Below are 15,340 nucleotides of genomic sequence, written 5' to 3' on the forward strand. Positions count from 1 at the left end.
GGACGAAGGGGGGCCAGATGACGGGCAGGAGCACGCGCCCGACCCTGGAGGAGGTCGCGGCGCGGGCCGGCGTGGGCCGCGGCACGGTGTCCCGGGTGGTCAACGGCTCGCCGCGGGTCAGCCCGCAGGCCCGCGAGGCGGTGCGCAAGGCGATCGAGGAGCTCGGGTACGTGCCGAACCGCGCGGCCCGCACCCTCGTCACCCGCCGCACCGACACCGTGGCCCTGGTCGTCGCCGAGTCCGACCAGCGGCTGTTCGGCGAGCCGTACTTCGCCGGGATCATCCGCGGGATCAGCAACGGCCTCGGCGACACCGGCCTGCAGCTCCTGCTCGCCCTCGCCCGTTCCCCCGCCGAGTACGGCCGGCTGGAGGACTACCTCACCACCCAGCACGTGGACGGGGTGCTCCTCACCTCCCTGCACGCCGAGGACCCGCTGCCCGCGAAGCTGGAGGCCAACGGGGTGCCGACCGTCCTCGGCGGCCGTCCGCCCGGCCTGCACCCGGTCAGCTACGTCGACGTCGACAACCGCAGCGGCGCCCGCGAGGCCGTCGGCCACCTGATCGCGGGCGGCCGGCGGCGCATCGCGACCATCGCCGGCCCGCAGGACATGGGGGTCGGCATCGACCGGCTGGCCGGCTACCGGGAGGCGCTCGCCGAGGCGGGGCTGCCCGAGTACGTCGAGTACGGCGACTTCGGCGAGGCCAGCGGCATCACCGCCGCGGAGCGGCTGCTGACCGCCGAGCCGTCCCTGGACGCGGTGTTCGCCGCCGACGACCCGATGGCGCTCGGCGCGCTGCGGGTGCTGCACCGCAGCGGGCGCTGCGTCCCCGACGACGTCGCGGTGATCGGCTTCGACGACTCGGCCGCCGCGCCGCTGGCCGACCCGCCGCTCAGCACCGTCCACCAGTCGCCGGAGGAGATGGGCCGGGAGATGGCCCGGCTGCTGGTCTCGCGGATCCGCGGCGAGACCGTCGCGGACCCGGTCGTCATCCTGCGCCCCCACCTGGTGCTGCGCGACTCCGCGTGAGGACGGCCCGCGCATATGATCATTCGAGTCGTCCCGCGGCAAGGAGCTGAGCCATGGCCTACGAACCGACCGCCGCCGAGCGCGTCTTCCTCGACCGCTGCGTCGAGCTCGCGAGGGAGGCGCTGGAGTCGGCCGACGAGCCGTTCGGGTCCGTGCTGGTGTCGGCGTCCGGCAAGGTCCTGTTCGAGGACCGCAACCGCACGGCGGACGGCGACCAGACCCGCCACCCCGAGTTCGAGATCGCGCGGTGGGCGGCGGTCAACATGACGCCGGACGAGCGCGCCTCGGCCACCGTGTTCACCTCCGGCGAGCACTGCCCCATGTGCTCGGCCGCGCACGGCTGGGTCGGCCTCGGCCGGATCGTGTACATCATGTCCTCCCGGCAGCTCGTGGCCCTGCGCACCGAACTGGGCTCCCCTGCCGGGCCGGTGCGCGCCATTCCGATCCAGGAGGTGGCGCCGGGCGTCCCGGTGGACGGCCCGGTCGCCGCCCTCGAAGCGACGATGCGCGAGCTGCACACGCGCGCCGGCGCCTGAGGGCGGCGGGTCCGGGGCTCACCTCCCGGTCAGCGCCTCCAGCCGCTCGACGGCGTCGCGCCAGTCGGACGGCAGCCAGCACCGGGTCGCCCGGTGCCCGCGGTAGGTGAGCGTGTAGGTGAAGTGGTCGGCCACCTGGCAGCCCTCGGACGAGGACCCGGTGGTGACGACGCGGCTCAGCGCGTCCTTCAGGCCGCGCATCTCCTGCGCGCCGAGCGCGACCTTCTCGTCATTGACGAGCGCCGTTCCCGACACATCCACGGCCACCTTCTGGTGAATTCCGGCGAATCCCCCGGAACGCTCGTAGGTGACCAGCACATCCGGTCCGGTGTAAGCGAGCATGGCATCTCCTTTGTGCGCGGGCCGCCGGACAGCACCCCGCTCCCCATTCCGGCGGCCCGCAGATCGTGGGTTACTCGCCGAAAATGATTCCGCCGGTGGCGCGCACGGCGACGCACCGGTTCGGATACGTCCGCGCGAAATGCCGGGCGGTTCCGCGCCAGACGCCGTTGGCGATCACCGTGACGGGCGCGTGCTCCAGCGTGCACGGCTCCGGCCGCGCGGGGACGCGCCCGACCTCGCCGCCGGCGGCTTCGAGCTGGTCACAGGCCCGGGACGCGGCACCGTGCGCCCCTCCGTCCGGGTCGCACCACAGGGTCCGCGTGGTGGCGGGACCGTTCTGCGGTATCACCGTGAGCAGGTAGGCGCCGACCGGGCCGTCCGCCCGGGCCGGCACCGCCGGGGCGAGCATCGCCATTCCGGCCAGAACGGCCGCCCACCGGAAACGGGCACGCGACATGTGCATGTCTTCCTCCCTGGATCGCCCGCCGCGATCTGCGGCAATGGCCGGCGGGGCACCCGATGGTGGTGGATGTCCCGCCGCATCCAGACATTAGGTGCCACAAACTGCCCCAAACAAGGCCATTATTCGTCCCAAGTCGGCCACCCGTTCATTCTTAAATCACATCTACCCGAATGTGCAATGCCAATATGTGGCGAATTGCCCGCCGACTGTGCTATTCGCGTCGTCCCGTCCACCGGGACCCCGCACGCCGCATCACCCTCGACCTGGCCGGCGACCTGACCCACCACCTCCGCCGCCCCGAGAACCTCCCGCCCCGCGCGCCGTCACCTCACCAGGGGTAGGTGCCGCCGTTCTCGTTGAGGAAGACCCCGGTCGCGTCCTCGGCGAGCTGCCTGGCTATGTGGGCTCCGCCCTCATCAGCGCTCAGGACGCCGGTGTGACCGTTGAGGTCGGTGGCGCAGAAGCCGGGCGACAGCGCGTTGACCCGGATACCGGAGTCCCGGAGGGCGTTGGCGTAGATGAGCGTGACGGCGTTGAGCGCCGCCTTCGACGAGTTGTAGCCCAGCAGGGTCGCGAACCGGGCGAACTCCGCGTCCGGATCGCTCAGGAAGGCGAAGGTCCCGAGCCCGCTGGAGACGTTCCCGACGTAGCCGGACGGCGACCTGCGCAACAGCGGCAGCATGGCGTTGGTGACGGCGACGACGCCGAACACGTTGGTCTCGTAGACCGCGCGCAGGTCGTCGACGGGCATCTCGCCCGGCGGCCGCGACCCGTCCCGGGTGGTGACCGCGTTGTTCACCAGGACGTCGAGGCGGCCGTAGTCGGCGTCGACCAGCTCGGCGGCGGCCGCGATCGTCGCCGGATCCGTCACGTCCAGCCTGACGAACCGGACGTCCAGCCCCTGCTCGGCCAGGCTCGCGGCGGCGGCCGTCCCGCGGCCCGGGTCCCTCGCACCGAGCAGCACCGTGTGTCCGGCCCGCGCCATGGCGCGGGCCGTCGCCAGGCCGATGCCCTTGTTGGCGCCCGTGATGAGAACGATCAGCTTCGTTGTCATGGGACGGAACCCTGCCCGCTCGGCCACGCGGGCGGGAGAGCACTGCCGAGGCTGGTACCGGCGGTCCCATGGTGGCCGCGCGGCCGGGCGGTCACACTGGAGCCATGCAGCACGGGGACCGGGCGGAACTTGCCGCCTTCCTGCGGCGATGGCGGGCGCGGGTGCAGCCGTCCGAGGTCGGGCTGGAGCGGGGACGACGCCGCACGCCCGGCCTTCGCCGCCAGGAGGTCGCGACCCTCGCCGGGATGTCGGTGGACTACTACGTCCGGCTCGAACAGGGCCGGGGGCCGCGGCCGTCGCGGCAGACGCTCGCCGCGCTCGGGCGGGCGCTGCGGTTGACCGACGACGAGCGGTCCCATCTCCACTACCTGGCCGGGGAGGTGCCCGCGCCGCCGGCGGCGCCGGTGCGCGAGGTGCGGCCGGGCCTCCTGCACCTGCTGGAGAGGCTCGTCGACACTCCCGCGCTCGTCTGCGACGCCAAGTACGACGTCCTCGCCTGGAACCCCATGGCCGCCGCCCTGTTCGGGGACTTCTCCGCCGTTCCCGAGGACGAGCGCAACGTCGTCTGGCGCTTCTTCGCCCGGCCGCAGGCCCGTGACCGCCTCGATCCCGGCGACGCCCGCCGGTTCGCTCGCGAGGCCGTGGCCGACCTGCGCGCGGTGACCGCCCGGTACCCGCGCGACCCCGGCGTCCGCTCCCTCGTCGAGCGGCTGCTGGCCGCGAGCCCCGAGTTCCGGACGCTGTGGGCCGACGGCGACGTCCGCCTCCGGCGCTCGACGCGCAAGCTCATCCGGCACCCGGTCGCGGGCCTGCTCGACCTCCAGTGCGAGGCCCTGCACGACCCAGCCCGCGACCAGTGGACCGTCTTCTACACCGCGGCCCCCGGGTCCCCCACCTCCGACGCGCTCCAGGCGCTGAGGGGCGCGAACCTGTGAGGCCGCGCCCCTCGGCCCGGAAGGTCAGTGGGACAGGGAGAAGGTGCTCAGGCGGGTCTCGCCCTTGAAGACCAGGTAGACGTCGTGGTCGCCGTGGGTTCCGGCCAGTGGCGCGGTGATCTCCTTGTAGGTGTAGTCGTCGGCGGTGGGCGGGACGGTGAGGGTTCCGGCGCGGGGGCCGTCCGGACGGTCCAGGCGGACTTCGACGGTGGTCGCGGACGTGCCCGCGACGCGAGCGGTGATCCTGCCGGTGGACGAGCCGAGGGCGGCGTCGGCGAACTTCAGCCAGGAGCCGGGCGCACCGGTCACCGCGTCACCGGACGTCTTCGTCTCGTCGACCAGCCGGATGCCGTTCTGGTCGTCGAAGTCGGCGGCGCGGGTCGGCTTCGCGAGGTCGCGGGCGGGGATCGTCTCGCCGCGAACGTCGAGGGCCGCGCGCTGCCGGATGTCGGTGGACGAGGAGCCGATGAGCAGGTCGTGCTTCGACTTCTCGACCGCCCACCGGTTGCGCGTGACGTCCCAGAAGGCGAGGTCCGACGCGTTCAGCCGGAGGTTCGCCGTCACCGTCCGCCCGGGGGCCACGTGAACCTTGGCGAAGGCGCGCAGCCTCTTCGCCGGCTGCTTCACCCTCGACTTCTGCTGGTGGGTGTAGAGCTGGACGACCTCGTCCCCGGCCCTCTCACCGGTGTTGGTCACCGGGACCGACACGGTGACCGTCCCGTCGCGTCCGATGGAACGGGCGCTGAGCCGCGGCTTGCCGTACCGGAACGTGGTGTAGGAGAGGCCGTGCCCGAACGGGTAGAGCGGCTTGCCCTTGAAGTACTGGTACGTCCGGTCCGACTTGATGATGTCGTAGTCGAGGATGTCGGGCAGGTCGGCGTCGGAGCGGTACCAGGTCTGCGGCAGCTTGCCCGAGGGGCTCTCGTCGCCGAACAGCAGGGACGCCAGGGCGTTGCCCGTCTCGGCTCCGGCGTGGCTCGTCCACAGGATCGCCGGGACGTTCTCCTGCTCCCGGCCGAGCGTGGTGGGGTAGCTGTTCTCCACCACGACGACCGTGTTCGGGTTCGCCTTGCGGACGGCCTCGACGAGTTCCGACTGCCCTTCGGCGAGCGCCATCGTGGTGCGGTCGTGGTCCTCGCGGCCGTTGATGAACGGCATGCTGCCGACCACGACGACGGCGGCGCCGGCGCCGGTCACGGCCTTGACCGCGGAATCCACGCCGCTGCTGACGACGTCCTTGGAGAAACGCGACGCCTCGGCCTTCGTGGTGAGGGCGAGCGTTCCGTCGTCCTGCGCCTTCACATAGGTCTTCGCCGGGTCGGCCCAGTCGTAGGCCTTCTCGTAACCGGCGTAGCGGAGCAGGTAGTCGCCGCCGTCCTGCTTCTCCAGCCCGAACATCTGCTGGACGAACCAGCCGTTCGGCTGGTCCTGGTCATTGGCGAAGGTGTCGCCCCAGTTGTAGCGGCCGACCGTCTTTCCGTTGGCGGCGCTGCGCAAGGTCACGATGCCCTGGCCCCAGTCGAACACGTCGAACTGCGTCGTGGCGTCGGAGGACGAGGCGGGTCCGGTCTTCAGAACCGCGCCGGGGCCCGTTCCGCCGGCGATGTACCTGCCGGTCTTCACGTCCTTGAGCGCGATGCGGTCGACGCCCTCGCTGGAGGCCACCGCGCCGGCGCGCTTCCTGATGCCGTCCAGCGGCGTGACCGCGTAGGGCAGCGAGCCGGAGTACCAGTCGGTGTAGAGGGTGTCGGACAGCGGTCCCACGACCGCGACCTTCTGGTGCGAGAGCGGCAGGGTTCCGCGCCGGTTCTTCAGCAGCACCATCTGCTCCGCCGCGGCCGTGCGGGCCAGGGCGCGGTGCGCGGGGCTGTCCACCGCGTCCTTGGTGATCTTGCCGTAGGGGCCGCCGCCCGGGTCGAACTCGCCGAGCCGCACCCGCACGCTCATGATGTGCCCCACCGCCCGGTCGATGTCGGACACGGCGAGCAGCCCGCGCGACAGCGCCTCCTTGACAGCGTTCACGGTGATGGAGGAGTTCGTGTCGTCGGTGGTGAAGCTGTCCACGCCCGCCTTGAGGATCGCCGCGTCGCCGGTGGGGAGGTCGGGGTGGTACTTCTGGGAGCCGACGAGGTTGTTGGGGGCGCCCGCGTCGGTGACGTTGAACAGCGTCCGGTCCGACCAGGAGCGGACGAGCCCGCCGGCGTCGGGGGTGACCGTGGCGGGACGGCCGTTGACGAGGTTGTAGGACGTCATGATCCCGGTCGCGGCGTCGCGGGCGAGCGGCATCCGGAACGGGACCTCGTCGTACTCCTCGCGCACCCGGGGCCGCAGGCTGGAGGACGTCTGGTCGCGGCGGATCTCGTTGTTGTTGGCCATGTAGTGCTTGAGGACCGGCGCCGCCTTGAGCCGCTCGGGGTCGTCGCCCTGCATGCCGCGGCCGTAGGCGGTGGCGAGCAGGCCGGTGAGCAGCGGGTCCTCGGAGTAGCCCTCCTCGTTGCGCCCCCAGCGCGGGTCGCGGAGCAGGTTCACGACCGGAGCCCACAGCTGCAGGCCCCAGACGTCGGGGTTCTCGCTGTTGTAACCGCGGGCCTCGTCGCCGACGGCCGAGCCGATCCTCTTCATCAGGGCCGGGTCCCAGGTCGCGCCGAGCCCGACCGACTGCGGGAACACCGTCCCCTTCGCGGTCACGACGGCGCCGCCGTTGTGGACGTCGGTGGACCAGGCGACCCCGTGCAGCGCTTCGGTTCCGGTCTTGAACCGGCCGATGCCGAGCCGCGGGATCGCGGGCTGGTACTGGTGCAGCAGCGAGATCTTCTCGTCGAGCGTGAGGCGTCCGACGAGGTCGTCCACCCGGGCCTGGACGGGCAGCCGCGGGTCGCGGAACGGGTGGGCCTCGCGGGCGGCGGCGGGCGCCGTCCACGCGAGGGGGGCCGCCAGCGCGGCGGCGAGGACGAGGGTCAGCGACCGGCTGCGCCGGCCGGGGGAACGGGGGTCGCGACGGGTTCTGTGCAACGGTTCTCCTTCTGGAACGTCCCCCGAGCAATCGTGTGTCGAAGCGCTTCGATAACGGGCGGGAAGGGCCCCTCTCCTCCTTCGTCGGTGTGGGGGACCGGCCTCTCAGCTGGGCGCGGGCGCGCTGCTGGCGCGCCGGGTCAGCGTGGGCGGGAGCAGGGTCGCGGCGGGCACGGGCACGCCGTCGAGCTTGGACATCAGCAGTTCCACGGCGCGGCCGCCGACCTCCTCGGCGGGGATCGCCACCGACGTCAGGGGCGGCTCGGCGTGCTCGGCCATCTCGTCCGGGCACAGCGCGACGACGGACACGTCCTCGGGGACGCGCCGGCCGGCGGCGCGCAGAGCCCGCACCACGGGGCCGACGACCGGCTCGTTGTGGACGAGGACGCCGGTGAGGCCGGGACGCTCGGCGAGCAGCCGGGCGACGAGAGCGCGGGCCGCGTCCGCGGTCGCCTCGCACGGGTGGACCTCCCCGGCCAGGCCGTGCGCGCCGACCGCGGCGGCGAACCCGTCGGCGACCCGCTGGGCGTAGCCGGTCTGCCGCGCGTACACCTCGGGCGGCGAGCCGATCAGCGCGATCTCCCGGTGGCCGAGCCCGGCGAGGTGCTGGACGCAGACCGCGCCGGCGGCGTGGAAGTCGAGGTCGATGCAGGTGAGGTCGCCCGCGTCGGCGGGGAAGCCGATGAGCACGCTCGGCCGGTCCAGGGAGCGCAGCAGCGGCAGCCGCGGATCCCTCATCTGGACGTCCATGACGATCAGCGCGTCGACCAGGGCGCTGTCGGCCACGCGCCGCAGGCCGTCCTCGCCCTCCTCCTGGGTGAGCAGCAGGACGTCGTGGTCGTGGCGGCGCGCGGCGGTGACGACGGAGACGGCGAACTGCATGACCACGGGCACGGCGATGCCGGAGCGCAGCGGGATCATCAGCGCCAGCACGTTGGAGCGGCTGCTGGCGAGCGCGCGGGCGCCCGCGTGCGGCCGGTAGCCGAGCTCGCGGATGCTCGCCCGGACGCGCCGCCGGGTCTCCTCGGAGATCGAGCGCTTCCCGCTCAGCACGTAGGAGACCGTGCTCGGCGACACCCCCGCGTGCCGTGCCACATCAGTGATCTTGACCACGGACCGTCCCGTCGTCCTCGAAGCGGTGGAGAGTGCGAATGATCGTAACCCCGCGCGCGGGCGTCACGACGGGCCGCCGGCGATGGCGTCGCGGTACCAGTGGGCGCTGTCCTTCCAGGTGCGGTCGCCGGTGGCGTAGTCGACGCGGACGAGGCCGAACCGCTTGGAGTAGCCGTAGGCCCATTCGAAGTTGTCGAGCAGCGACCAGGCGAAGTAGCCGCGGACGTCGGCCCCCGCCTCGCACGCCCGCTCGACGGCGGCGATGTGGTCGCGCAGGTAGGCGATGCGCCGCTCGTCCCGGACGCGGCCGTCGGCGTCCACCGCGTCGGCGAACGCGGCGCCGTTCTCGGTGACCATGAGCGGCGTGTCCGGGTACTCGCGGTGCAGCCGCAGGAGGAGCTCCTCCATGCCGGTGGCGTCGATCGGCCAGCCCATCTCGGTGCGGGGGCCGGGCTGCCCGGCGAACTCGACGGCGTCGCAGCCGACGAACGGACTGGCCGCGCCCCTGCGGTGGCCGTCCGCGTGGGCGCGCGGGGTGGCGCCGTCCCAGTCCCGGACGAGGGTGGGCGAGTAGTAGTTGACGCCCAGGACGTCGAGCGGCGCGGCGATGATGTCCGCGTCCCCGTCGCGCAGGAAGCCCCAGTCGGTGAGGTGCGCCGTGTCCTCCAGGAGGTCGGCGGGGTAGCCGTTGCCGACCATCGGGTCGAGGAACACGCGGTTGGCGACGGCGTCCACCCGCCGGACCGCCTCCGCGTCGCCGCGCAGGTGGTGCAGGTTGAGCGTGACCGAGTGCCGCGCGGACGGCGACACCACGCCGCGCAGCGCGCGGACCGCCAGGCCGTGCGCGAGGTTCAGGTGGTGCGCGGCGGTGAGCGCGGCGACCGGGTCGGCGCGCCCGGGGGCGTGCACGCCGGACGCGTGGCCGAGGAACGCCGAGCACCACGGCTCGTTCAGCGTCGTCCAGGTGTGGACTCGGTCGCCGAGGACGCGCCCGACGCGCTCGGCGTAGTCGGCGAACCGGCGGGGCGTGTCGCGGTCCGGCCAGCCGCCGGCGTCCTCCAGCGCCTGCGGCAGGTCCCAGTGGTAGAGCGTCGCGACCGGGGCGATGCCGTGGTCGAGCAGCCCGTCGACCAGGCGGGAGTAGAAGTCCATGCCCTTGGGGCTGGGCGCCCCGTCCGGCATGACCCGCGACCATGAGATGGAGAACCGGTAGGCGCCGAGACCGAGCTCGGCCATCGTCGCGACGTCCTCCTCCCAGCGGTGGTAGTGGTCCGTGGCGACGTCGCCGGTGTCGCCGTTCAGGACCTTGCCGGGGGTGTGGCTGAAGGTGTCCCAGATGGACGGTGCGCGACCGTCGTCCTGGGCCGCGCCCTCGATCTGGTAGGCGGCGGTGGCCGCTCCCCACAGGAAACCTTCCGGGAACCCCATCAGCTCTCCTCTTCCATGGTGACGACCACTTCGCCACTGGTCGCCTTGACGAGGACACCGTACGGATGGTCTGACGGCTCTCCGCCCTCGACCGCGGCCACGCGCGCGTTGACGAAGAGGACGTTCCAGTTCCCCTCGCCTGTCACGCGCAGGTTTTCACCATTTCTCACCGTCGTGAATGTGCTGTCACCGACCTGGGTGACGACGGTGGTGCCGTCTGCGGGCTCGTACACGCGCAACGTGACGCCGTCGGCATGGTCGTAGTCGGGACGGTCGTCCACCGCGCCCTCCGGAAGGACCGCACCTGGGCGGACGAGCAGCGGCACGCCGTCGAACCCGTGCCGTTCACGAACCCAACGGCCGCCCTCGACCCGCTCGCCGGTGAGGTAGTGCGTCCACACGCCCTCCGGCACGTAGTAGGCGACCTCCCCGCCGGACGAGAACACCGGCGCGACGAGCAGGTCGTCGCCCAGCATGTACTGGCGTTCCAGATGCGTGCAGGCGGGGTCGTCCGGGAAGTCGACGACCATCGCGCGCATCATCGGCAGCCCTTCCCCGTACGCCTGGCGGGCCGCGCCGGCCAGATAGGGCATCAGGCGCATCTTCAGGCGGGTGAAGTGCCGCAGGACGTCCACCGACTCTTCGTCGAACAGCCACGGCACCCGGTAGGAATGGCTGCCGTGCAGGCGGCTGTGCGAGGACAGCAGACCGAACGCGATCCACCGCTTGAACAGCGCCGGATCGGGCGTGCCCTCGAAACCGCCGATGTCGTGGCTCCAGTAGCCGAACCCTGACATGCCCAGGGAGAGGCCGCCGCGAAGGCTCTCCCCCATCGCCTCGAAGCTCGATTCGGCGTCGCCTCCCCAGTGCACGGGAAAGCGCTGCCCGCCGGTCGTGGCGGACCGGGCGAAGACCACCGCCTCGCCCTCACCGCGCTTCTTGCGGAGCAGGTCGAAGACGGTCTGGTTGTAGAGGAAGGTGTAGTAGTTGTGCGCCCGGTCCGGGTCCGAACCGTCGTGGTAGACGACGTCGGTGGGGATGCGTTCGCCGAAGTCGGTCTTGAAGCAGTCCACGCCCATGTCGAGCAGCGCTTCCAGCTTCGCCGCATACCATTCCCGCGCCTCGGGATTGGTGAAGTCGACGACGGCCAGGCCGGGCTGCCACTTGTCCCACTGCCACACGTCCCCGTCCGGCCGGTTCAGCAGGTAGCCGCGCGAACGCCCCTCCTCGAACAGCGGCGAGCGCTGCCCGATGTAGGGGTTGATCCAGACGCAGACCCGCAGCCCGCGGTCCCGCAGCCGGCGCAGCATCCCCTCCGGGTCGGGGAACACCCGCGGGTCCCACTCGAAATCGCACCACTGGAACTCGCGCATCCAGAAGCAGTCGAAATGGAAGACGCTGAGCGGCAGGTCGCGCGACGCCATCCCCTCGATGAACGAGGTGACGGTCTCCTCGTCATAGGACGTCGTGAAGGAGGTGGACAGCCACAGCCCGAAAGACCAGTCGGGCAGCCGCGCGGGCCGTCCGGTGAGCGCCGTGTACTTGCGGAGGATCTCCTTCGGAGACGGCCCGTAGATGACGAAGTACCGCATCGACTGGCCCTCGACGCTGAACTGCGTCCGGGCGACGGCCTCCGACGCCACCTCGAACGAGACCCGCCCGGGATGGTCGACGAAAACGCCGTAGCCCGCGTTGGTCAGGTAGAACGGCACGTTCTTGTACGCCTGCTCGCTCGCCGTTCCGCCGTCGGCGTTCCACACGTCCACGGCCTGGCCGTTCTTCACCAGCGGCCCGAACCGTTCACCGAGCCCGTAGACGAAGTGGTCGACGCCGAGGTCGAGCTGTTCCCGCACGTAGTGGCGGCCGTCGTCGGTGTCGATGACGGCCTGCGCCTTGGGCGCGCTCCCGGTCAGACGGCGCCCGCCCGCGAGGAAGTCCAGGCCCCACTCCCCCTCGCGCCCGACCCGGACCGACAGGGCGCCTGACGTCAGCGTCGCCGCCTCCTCGTCCACGGACACCTCCCCCGTCGGGTCGGCGGCCAGCTCGAAATCGGGACCGCGCCGCCGCTCCCCCGCGAAATGGGTGAGGGTGACGCCGATGACGTCCGGCATCGGCGACTCGCACGTCACCGTCACCACCGGACCCTTGAGCAGGTCGCCCCGGTGCCGGATCCGCTGCACCGGCGCGTGCACCGTGAAAGCGCCCGGCCCGGCGTCCACGTCGAGGACCTCCACCGGATGCGACGCCCGCACACCCTCGCGCAGCATCCAGTAGCCGTCACTGAACTTCATTACTTGATTGCCCCCGCCGTGAGTCCGCGCGCAAGGGTGCGCTGGAAGATGAGGAAGAACGCGACGGTCGGCAGGAGGCCGAGGAGCGACGCGGCGCTGGACATGGTGGCGTCCATGAGGCGCTGGCCCTGCAGGACGCCGAGGGCGACCGAGACCGTCTGGTTCTCGTTGGAGATGAGGAAGACCATGGGGATCAGGAACTCGTTCCAGGTCCACACGAAGAAGAACACGAGCAGGACCGACAGCGTCGGCCGGACGACCGGGACGACGACCCGCCACAGCACCTGCCACCGGCCGGCGCCGTCGATCCGCGCCGCCTCCAGCAGCGGGCGCGGGAACGCCGCCATCACCGACGACAGCAGGTAGGTGCCGAACGCGCTCTGGATGACCGTGAACACGATGATCACGCTGATCCTGGTGTCGTACAGGCCGACCTGCTTCGCCATGTAGTACAGCGGGTAGACGAGCGCCTCCTGCGGCAGCGTGTTCGCCAGGAGGAGCAGGGCGAGCACCCACATCCGCCCCTTGATCCGGCCGATGCCGAGCGCGTAGGCGTTGAGCACCGACAGCAGCACGGCGAGGACGGCGACGGAGCCGCTGACGATCGCGCTGTTCAGCAGGACGTGCCCGAAGTCGACGCGCTCCCAGAACTGCCGGACGCCGTCCAGGTGGAACCCGTCCGGCGGCGACAATGGGCCGTTCGAGGAGTACTCCTGCGGCGTCTTCAGCGCGTTGAAGACCACCACGACGAACGGGAGCAGCATCACGCCGGCGAGCGCGACCAGCGCCACCAGCACCGCGTAGGCGGACGGGCCGCGGCGGCGGGCGCGGCGGGCCGCGCCCCGGCGGTCGCGCGGCGGCGCGCCCGCCTTCCTCGTCAGCGTCGCGGTCATCGCCCCTCCTCCAGGTCGCGTGCCTGCAGGCGCAGGAAGACGACGGTCAGCGCGAGGATGACCAGCGTCAGCACGGTCGCGATCGCCGAGCCGTAGCCGACGTCGGACTTCTCGAAGAAGTTGACCCAGGAGTAGTAGGACGGCACGTTCGTCGCCCCGCCCGGGCCGCCCTTGGTGAGCACGAAGATCTGCGGGAAGGCCTTCAGCGCGGCGATCGTCGTCCACAGCAGCACGACGAAGATCTCCGGCCGGATCTGCGGGACGGTGACGTGCCGGAACCGGCGGCCCCACGAGGCGCCGTCGATCTCCGCCGCCTCGTACAGCGACGGGTCGACCCGCTGCAGCCCCGACATGAAGATCACCAACGGGAAGCCGATCTGCATCCAGACCATGACGCCGACGACGCTCCACAGGGCGGTGGCCGGGTCGCCGAGCCAGTCGTGCGCGAGGGAGCCGAGGCCCACGGCGTCCAGGAGCGCGTTGACCGCGCCGTTCTCCGGGGCCAGCAGCCAGCTCCACACCACGCCCGCGATGACGACCGGCAGCACCTGCGGCAGGTAGACGCAGGCGCGCAGGACGCTCGCGGTGCGCGGGCCGAAGTGCCGGTCGACCAGGTCGGTCAGTGCCGCGGCCAGCACCAGCCCGATCATCGTCGGGACGATCGCCATCCCGAAGATGATCAGGACGTTGTGCCGGAACGAGGCCCAGAACTCCCCGTCCCGGACGAGCTCGCGGTAGTTGCCGAGCCCGATCCACTCGGGGGCGCCGACGCCCGTCCACTCGGTGAAGCTCGTCCCGATGTTCATCAGGAACGGCACCCCGATGACGGCGGTGAAGAGGAGCAGGCCGGGGAGCAGGTAGGGCAGGTAGCCCCACTGCTCCCGCGACCGGCCGCGGCCTGGCGTCGTCACTTCGGCAGGCCGCCGTCGTAGGTCTTCTGGATGCCGCCGAGGACCTCACCCGGCGCGGTGCCGTTCATGAGCTTCTGCGTCTGCGCCACCCAGGCGTCGTAGAAGCCGGCGACCGGCCAGTCGGGGTAGTAGGCGAGCCCGTCGGACCGGGTCAGCCCGTCGAAGTCGGCGATGAGCTTCTTGGCCTTGGCATCGGTGATCGCGGACGGGTCCGCCGCGACCGGCACGCCTCCCGCGTTGCCGAGCGTGGCCTGCGCCTGCTTCTTCATCGTGATGTCGATGAAGTCGTAGGCGAGCTGCTTGTTCTCCGACCCCTTGGGGACGACCCAGAGGTTCCCGCCCGAGCCGAGCGTCATCTTGGCGCCGGGCCAGACGGCCGTCTCCCAGTCGAACTTCGCCTCCGCGGCGACCCGGCCGAACCACCAGCTCCCGGAGAACATCATGGGGAACTTGCCGCTCATGAACGCGACGCCGGCGTCCTCCGCCTTGAGGCTGACGGACTTCTTGGCGATGTAGCCCTTCTTCACCCAGTCGGCGAAGGTGGTCGCCCCGTAGGTCCATGCGGCGTCGTTGAAGTTCGTCTTGCCGGTGTAGCGCTGGAAGGCGTCCACCCAGGCGCGGTCGGCCTTGTCCAGGGCGAGCTGGTAGACGAACTGGTGCGCCATGTACTCGGCGCCCGCGTTGGTCAGCGGCGTGACGCCCTTGGCGACGAACGCGTCCATCGCGGCGGTCAGCTCGGCGAACGTCGTCGGGATCTTGACGTCGTTCTTCTCGAACAGGTCCTTGTTGTAGTAGACCTGCAGGTACTCCGCATAGTCAGGGACGCCGTACCATGTGTCACCGCCCATCGTGCCCTTGGCGTCGTACTTGGCGGTGACCTGGACGTTCGGGCTGATCAGCTTGTCCCAGCCCCGCTTGGTGACCTCGGGGGTGAGATCGGTGAGCAGGCCCTGCCTGGAGAGCATGCCGGCGGTCGCGTTGCCCTTGTTGTACTCCATGACGTCGGGGGCGTCCTTGGAGTTCAGCACCATGGGCGCAGTCTTCTGGATCTGCTCGAAGCCCTTCTCCTCGAACGTCACCTTGACGCCGGGGTGGGTGGCCTCGAACTCCTTGATCGCCTCGTCCCACGCCTTGCCCATGGCGCTGTCGGGGGCCTCGTAGTGCCAGAGCTTCAGCTCCTTGCCGCCGGAACCGCCGTCGTCGCCGCCGCACGCCGTGAGCGACAGCGCCGCCGCGGCAAGGGCGGCGAGCACCGCCGCGCTCCTGCCTGCCTTGATCATGGGTCTTCCTCCGGGGTGGGACCGAGCGCCTGTCGAAGCGCTTCGATTGCCGGG

13 protein-coding genes are annotated in these 15,340 nt (G+C 71.4%); 3 read left to right on the forward strand and 10 right to left on the reverse strand.

Features of this window, described 5'->3' with window-relative positions; translation table 11 throughout:
- The first annotated feature begins 17 nt into the window (after positions 1-17).
- Positions 18-1,028, forward strand: a complete 1,011-nt coding sequence (locus BJ999_RS29670) for a LacI family DNA-binding transcriptional regulator (protein WP_179836310.1) — start codon at positions 18-20, stop codon at positions 1,026-1,028.
- Between the two features lie 53 nt (positions 1,029-1,081).
- Positions 1,082-1,564, forward strand: coding sequence for a nucleoside deaminase (locus BJ999_RS29675; RefSeq protein WP_179836311.1), 483 nt, complete (start codon positions 1,082-1,084; stop codon positions 1,562-1,564).
- Positions 1,565-1,582: 18 nt separating this feature from the next.
- Here the strand turns inward: BJ999_RS29675 and BJ999_RS29680 are convergent, their stop codons facing one another.
- The 3 genes from BJ999_RS29680 to BJ999_RS29690 all read right to left on the reverse strand — a co-directional run bounded on the left by BJ999_RS29680 (position 1,583) and on the right by BJ999_RS29690 (position 3,423).
- A complete protein-coding gene (locus tag BJ999_RS29680; protein WP_179836312.1) occupies positions 1,583-1,906 on the reverse strand; it encodes a protealysin inhibitor emfourin in 324 nt (107 codons plus the stop codon).
- A gap of 70 nt (positions 1,907-1,976) precedes the next feature.
- Positions 1,977-2,369, reverse strand: coding sequence for an SSI family serine proteinase inhibitor (locus BJ999_RS29685; protein ID WP_179836313.1), 393 nt, complete (start codon positions 2,367-2,369; stop codon positions 1,977-1,979).
- Between the two features lie 328 nt (positions 2,370-2,697).
- On the reverse strand, positions 2,698-3,423 hold the full coding sequence (locus tag BJ999_RS29690) for an SDR family NAD(P)-dependent oxidoreductase (RefSeq protein WP_179836314.1): 726 nt from the start codon (positions 3,421-3,423) through the stop codon (positions 2,698-2,700).
- Between the two features lie 104 nt (positions 3,424-3,527).
- On the opposite strand from BJ999_RS29690, the gene BJ999_RS29695 reads away from it, so the two are divergent.
- Positions 3,528-4,358, forward strand: a complete 831-nt coding sequence (locus tag BJ999_RS29695) for a helix-turn-helix transcriptional regulator (protein ID WP_179836315.1) — start codon at positions 3,528-3,530, stop codon at positions 4,356-4,358.
- A gap of 24 nt (positions 4,359-4,382) precedes the next feature.
- On the opposite strand, the gene BJ999_RS29700 is transcribed toward BJ999_RS29695, so the two are convergent.
- From BJ999_RS29700 to BJ999_RS29730, 7 genes are all read right to left on the reverse strand, one after another.
- Complete coding sequence (locus BJ999_RS29700; protein ID WP_229810121.1) at positions 4,383-7,370, reverse strand: glycoside hydrolase family 3 protein; 2,988 nt, start codon at positions 7,368-7,370, stop codon at positions 4,383-4,385.
- A 105-nt stretch (positions 7,371-7,475) separates the two neighbouring features.
- Complete coding sequence (locus tag BJ999_RS29705) at positions 7,476-8,465, reverse strand: LacI family DNA-binding transcriptional regulator (protein WP_229810122.1); 990 nt, start codon at positions 8,463-8,465, stop codon at positions 7,476-7,478.
- Positions 8,466-8,546: 81 nt separating this feature from the next.
- Entirely contained in the window at positions 8,547-9,911 is a 1,365-nt protein-coding gene (locus tag BJ999_RS29710; protein ID WP_179836317.1) for a GH1 family beta-glucosidase, read from the reverse strand.
- Complete coding sequence (gene yicI, locus BJ999_RS29715) at positions 9,911-12,202, reverse strand: alpha-xylosidase (protein WP_179836318.1); 2,292 nt, start codon at positions 12,200-12,202, stop codon at positions 9,911-9,913. The genes BJ999_RS29710 and yicI overlap by 1 nt, the downstream gene beginning before the upstream one ends.
- Positions 12,202-13,095, reverse strand: a complete 894-nt coding sequence (locus BJ999_RS29720; protein ID WP_179836319.1) for a carbohydrate ABC transporter permease — start codon at positions 13,093-13,095, stop codon at positions 12,202-12,204. The genes yicI and BJ999_RS29720 overlap by 1 nt, the downstream gene beginning before the upstream one ends.
- On the reverse strand, positions 13,092-14,006 hold the full coding sequence (locus tag BJ999_RS29725; protein ID WP_179836320.1) for a carbohydrate ABC transporter permease: 915 nt from the start codon (positions 14,004-14,006) through the stop codon (positions 13,092-13,094). The genes BJ999_RS29720 and BJ999_RS29725 overlap by 4 nt, the downstream gene beginning before the upstream one ends.
- Positions 14,003-15,286: an ABC transporter substrate-binding protein gene (locus BJ999_RS29730; protein ID WP_179836321.1), complete on the reverse strand. Its 1,284-nt coding sequence runs from the start codon at positions 15,284-15,286 to the stop codon at positions 14,003-14,005. Before BJ999_RS29730 ends, BJ999_RS29725 begins: the two co-directional genes overlap by 4 nt.
- Positions 15,287-15,340 lie beyond the last annotated feature (54 nt).

The organism is Actinomadura citrea (assembly GCF_013409045.1).
Classification (GTDB): Bacteria; Actinomycetota; Actinomycetes; order Streptosporangiales; family Streptosporangiaceae; genus Spirillospora; species Spirillospora citrea.